The following is a 4,695-nucleotide window of genomic DNA, read 5'->3' as shown; positions in this document are numbered from 1 at the left end:
AATCCACACTATGAAACAAACCATACGCTTATTATTTGCTGTTTTAACCATGTGGCTTTGCTTAACAGCCCCTCCTATTGCTTCGGCACAAGACCGTACTGTTAAAGGCACCGTAAAAGATGGCCTGGGACAAACCATTGTTGGTGCGTCTGTTTTTATAAAGGGTACCAAACAGGGAACTGTTACCAATGCCGATGGTATGTTTTCTATCCAGGTTAATGGCAGCAATCAACAATTAGTTATATCCTATATAGGTTTTAAAACCTATACTGCTGATGTTGGCAATAAAACCTTGCTTAACATAGTTATGGAAGAAACCAAAAGCCAGCTTAACGATGTAATTGTAGTTGGTTATGGTACGCAAAAAAAATCCAGCCTTACATCGGCCATCAGTTCCATCAGCAATAAGGATTTTAAAGACCAGCCCGTATCAAATCTTGCCCAGAGTATTGAGGGTAAAGTACCGGGAATTTTGGTAACCACGCCATCGGGCACGCCGGGAGCCGGGTTATTGGTGAGCGTTCGCGGCGCCAGCAACCCTTTATATGTGGTTGACGGGATCCCCATGATCAGCGAAAGTAACTCCTCCCTTTCCACATCATACACAACCGATGGTACGGTGGTTGGCCAGGGCCAGAACATCAGTTCGATAGCCGATATTAACCCGGATGATATAGAATCCATACAGATTTTAAAAGATGCCTCGGCAGCTGCCATTTATGGAGCAAGGGCCGCCAATGGTGTTGTGCTGATAACCACCAAACACGGTAAAAACGGAAAAACGGAGTTTAGCTTTGATAGCTATACCGGCGTTCAGCATGTGGCGCATACCATTCCATTTTTAGATAGCAAGGGGTTTGTTGCTTTGGAAGAAGATGCCCGCAAACAGGACCTGAAACTTTACCAGGATGACCCTACCCAGTTTCCGGACGGATTTGACCCCGCGGTTTTAACCAATCCGCTGCCTGCTAACTGGAAAACAAAAGTAAATACCAACTGGCTCGACCAGATCCTGAAAACAGCCCCTATCAGCTCTATTCAACTATCAGCCCGCGGCGGCAGCGAAAAAACAAAGTTCTTTATCTCGGGCAATTACTTTGATCAGCAGGGTATTGTGATAGAGAATTACTACAAACGCGCATCCTTCCGTTTCAACCTTGACAATAAAGTGAGCGACAGGGTAACCATTGGTACAAATACCTCCTTTACCTATGGCAAAAACAGGCGTAGTTTTAATGATGACACTTACACCGGTATTGTAACCAATGCTTTAGGTGCATCGCCCTTAATGCCGGTTTATAATAAAGATGGCAGTTATTCAGATTACACCCAGTATGAAGCCAGCTGGTTGAGTGATAACCCGGTAAAATCAGCAAAAGAGATCCAGGCATTCACCACCAATTACCGCTTTTTGGGGAGTGTTTTTACTGATATTGAAGTGCTTAAAAACCTGAAGTTCCGGGCATCGTTCAGTACCGATTATACCAGCCTTAACGACGACCAGTTTTTTGACGCCATTACCTCAGATGCCTCTGCTGTTGGGGGTAAAGCTATAAAAGGCAACTACTCCAATACCACCCTGATTAACGAAAACACCTTAACCTATCAAAATACATTTGCCGAAAAGCATAGCCTCAACCTGTTAGGTGGCTTTACAGCCCAATCAACCCGTACCGAAAACTCATCTATCAACGCGCAGGGTTTTCCGGAAGGAACCGGGCTTACAAACATCTCCAGCGCGTCAACCGTTACCGGGGCTACCGATCTGCATTCGGGTTGGGGCTTGCTTTCATTCCTGTTCAGGGCCAATTATGCTTATGATGATAAGTACCTTTTATCGGCCAGCGCCCGTTATGACGGCTCATCAAGATTCGACCCCAATAAACGCTGGGGATTATTCCCCGCGGTTTCTGCCGGCTGGGTAATCAGCAAAGAAAAATTCCTGAGCGACTCCAAATGGCTTACCAACCTTAAACTGAGGTTTAGCTACGGCTTAAGCGGCGACCAGGAGATAGGCGATTTTCAATACCAGAGCTATTATCAGCCATCGCGCTATGATGGCGTATCGGGCTTAAAACCACGCAACATCGGCAACCCCGATCTCACCTGGCAACGCAACAAAATGATAAACGCCGGTTTGGATTTTGAATTATTCGGCGGTAAAATAGGCGGCTCGTTAGAGGCATACAAAGGCAACCGTACCGAACTGTTGAGCGAGGCCCCACTCCCGGCTACCTCTGGCTTTGCAACACAGACTATAAACGCCGGTAATATTCAGAATACCGGTGTCGAGTTTTCTGTAAACGCTTACCCTGTAAAAACCACAAACTTTACCTGGACAACCGCCTTTAATATAAGTTTTATTAAAAGCAAGATCCTCGCACTATCGTCAGATAACCAATTACTTTCTGCCTACAGCGATTTGTTTCCAACGCATATCTTAAAGGTTGGCGAGGCAGTAGGCTCTTTTTATGGGTATAAATATTTAGGCGTCGATCCGCAAACAGGCAATCCTAAATTCAGCGATGACCAGCAGGTATTGGGTAAAGCCACCCCTGATTATTTTGGCGGCTGGAGCAACAGTTTCAGGTATAATGATTTTGACCTTAATATTTCAACCCAGTTTAGTATTGGCAACAAGGTATACAACCTTATCCGCTCAACCTACCAAACCCTTGGCTGGAGCGATGGCGGTTATGACGACCAGTACCTTTACCAGGTATACGCCAACAATGCCACCATTGTGAACAAGCGCTGGGAAAAGCCGGGTGATGTAACCGATATCCCAAGGGCATCTATGGTTTTCCAGAATTACGTGCAAAACTCATCGCAGTTTATTGAAAATGCCTCTTTTTTAAGAATCAGGACAGTAAACCTGGGTTATACCATCAAACCAAAAAACAGCAAAGCATTTTCATCCCTGCGCATCTATGTGGAAGCGCAAAACCTTTACACATTTACCAAATACTATGGTTTTGATCCCGAGGTTAGCTCAAACGGTGGCAGCTCGCCCAGTACAGCCGGGGTTGATTATGCTGCCTATCCGCAGGCACGCACGGTTTTATTGGGTGTAAACTTTAAATTTTAATTCTACTATTATGCGAAAATATATAACAGTTGTTCTTCTCCTGGTTACCATCATCCAATCTTCCTGCAAAAAGGTATTGGATGTTACATCGCCAAATGAAGTAGCCGATGGTACCGTATTTAAAAATGTAGCAGGTTTGCATAGTGCACGTATAGGCATGTACAGTACACTGCAAAGTAAAAGTTACTATGGAGGCTATTACCCGCTGCTGGCCGAATGCTATTCGGACAATGGCACTACAGGTGGCTATGATGTGATTGACCTTACAGATATTGCCAACAAGGCTGTGTCGCCAAGTAATATTTACACATCGGCAATTTATATCCAGGTATATAACTCCATTTATGCAGCCAATAAGATCATCGAAAACGCAGACAAGGTTCCCGGAACTGATGCTACCGAGCTGTCAAACATAAAAGGCGAAGCTTATTTTGTACGCAGCCTGGCCTTGTTTGATCTGCTGCGTATGTTTGGCGAGCACTGGGATAATACATCGGCCTATGGCATTTCCATAGTTACCTCTACTGCCAACCCGGCTACCCCCGTTAAGCGCAGCAGCGTTGCCGATTCATACAAACAAATAATAGCCGACGCGCAACAAGCCGTTAAATTGCTAAACACGGATAACGGCAGCAAATATGCCTCACAAGCCGCTGCAAATGCGTTATTGGCAAGGGTGTATTTATACCAGGGAAATAAAGCCGGCGCAGCTACAGCCGCTTCGTTGGTAATCAGCAACAGCGCCTATGCGTTGTTACCAGCCGCCGATCTGAATAAGATCTATACACAAAAAAACACATCCGAAAGTGTATTTGAACTGGTGTTCGATCAGCAAAATAACAGCGCCTACAACGGACTTACTTATGTGCGTGATGATGCCTTAAGAACAGATGTGGCATTTTTAGCCGCCGAAGACTTGAACACCTTTTTCACCAGCCGCCCAACCGACGATCGCTCAAGCCTGGTTGATTTTGTAAATGTTGATCAAAGCATTCAACCCGATGGTCGGACCGAAAAATACCGGGGTGAAACTACCAAAGACAATTCGGCTTACATTATTCGCCTGGCCGAGGTTTACCTTATCAGGGCCGAAGCTTTGGGCAGGATTAACGGCCTGGCCGATCTGAATACGCTTCGTGAGCACCGGGGCATGGCCAAACTAACCGCTGCCAATGTGCCCAGTGATGCAACCTACCTAAACGCTGTTTTAAACGAACGCCGCGCCGAGCTCAACTTTGAAGGTCACCGCCTTTTTGACCTGGCCCGTACCCAAAAAGTAGCCGAAGTTTTAGGTGACGAGGTAAACCCTGTACTGCCTATCCCGCAAAGCGAGATCAGTTCAACAGGCGGTGTGGTGGTACAAAACAAAGGATACTAATACGCTAACCCCAAAATGCATAGTCCATTTATTCACCTGTTAAGAAAAGCCTTTTTCTCTTCCCTTAGGGAGGATGAAATTAGCCATGAGCAAATGGGCGATAGCCGCCGTAAGTTTTTGCGCGATGCTGGTTTAATGGCTGGCGGTATGGCATTGCTACCGGCCTTTGCGGATGCCTTCACTTTAGGCGATACCCAGCATGGCAGCATAGCCATAGTTGGTGCAGGCA

At 45.9% G+C, this 4,695-nt stretch carries 3 protein-coding genes; all 3 read left to right on the top strand.

Features of this window, described 5'->3' with window-relative positions:
* On the top strand, positions 1-3,088 hold a 3,088-nt coding region (locus AC1DPZ_RS22185; RefSeq protein WP_477407539.1), incomplete at its 5' end, for a SusC/RagA family TonB-linked outer membrane protein.
* 10 nt (positions 3,089-3,098) lie between these two features.
* A complete protein-coding gene (locus AC1DPZ_RS22180; protein WP_477407537.1) occupies positions 3,099-4,466 on the top strand; it encodes a RagB/SusD family nutrient uptake outer membrane protein in 1,368 nt (455 codons plus the stop codon).
* A gap of 15 nt (positions 4,467-4,481) precedes the next feature.
* Positions 4,482-4,695 (top strand): twin-arginine translocation signal domain-containing protein (locus tag AC1DPZ_RS22175; protein ID WP_477407535.1); only part of this gene is annotated, 214 nt, incomplete at its 3' end.

The organism is Mucilaginibacter sp. P4_G9 (assembly GCF_056400985.1).
Note: the sequence above shows the minus strand (reverse complement) of the source record. Positions and strands in the feature narration are given on the sequence as shown.

What these genes read in the sequence shown, in the direction of transcription:
- AC1DPZ_RS22180 (WP_477407537.1), top strand. Translation starts at nt 3,099, where the DNA reads ATGCGAAAATATATAACAGTTGTTCTTCTCCTGGTTACCATCATCCAA.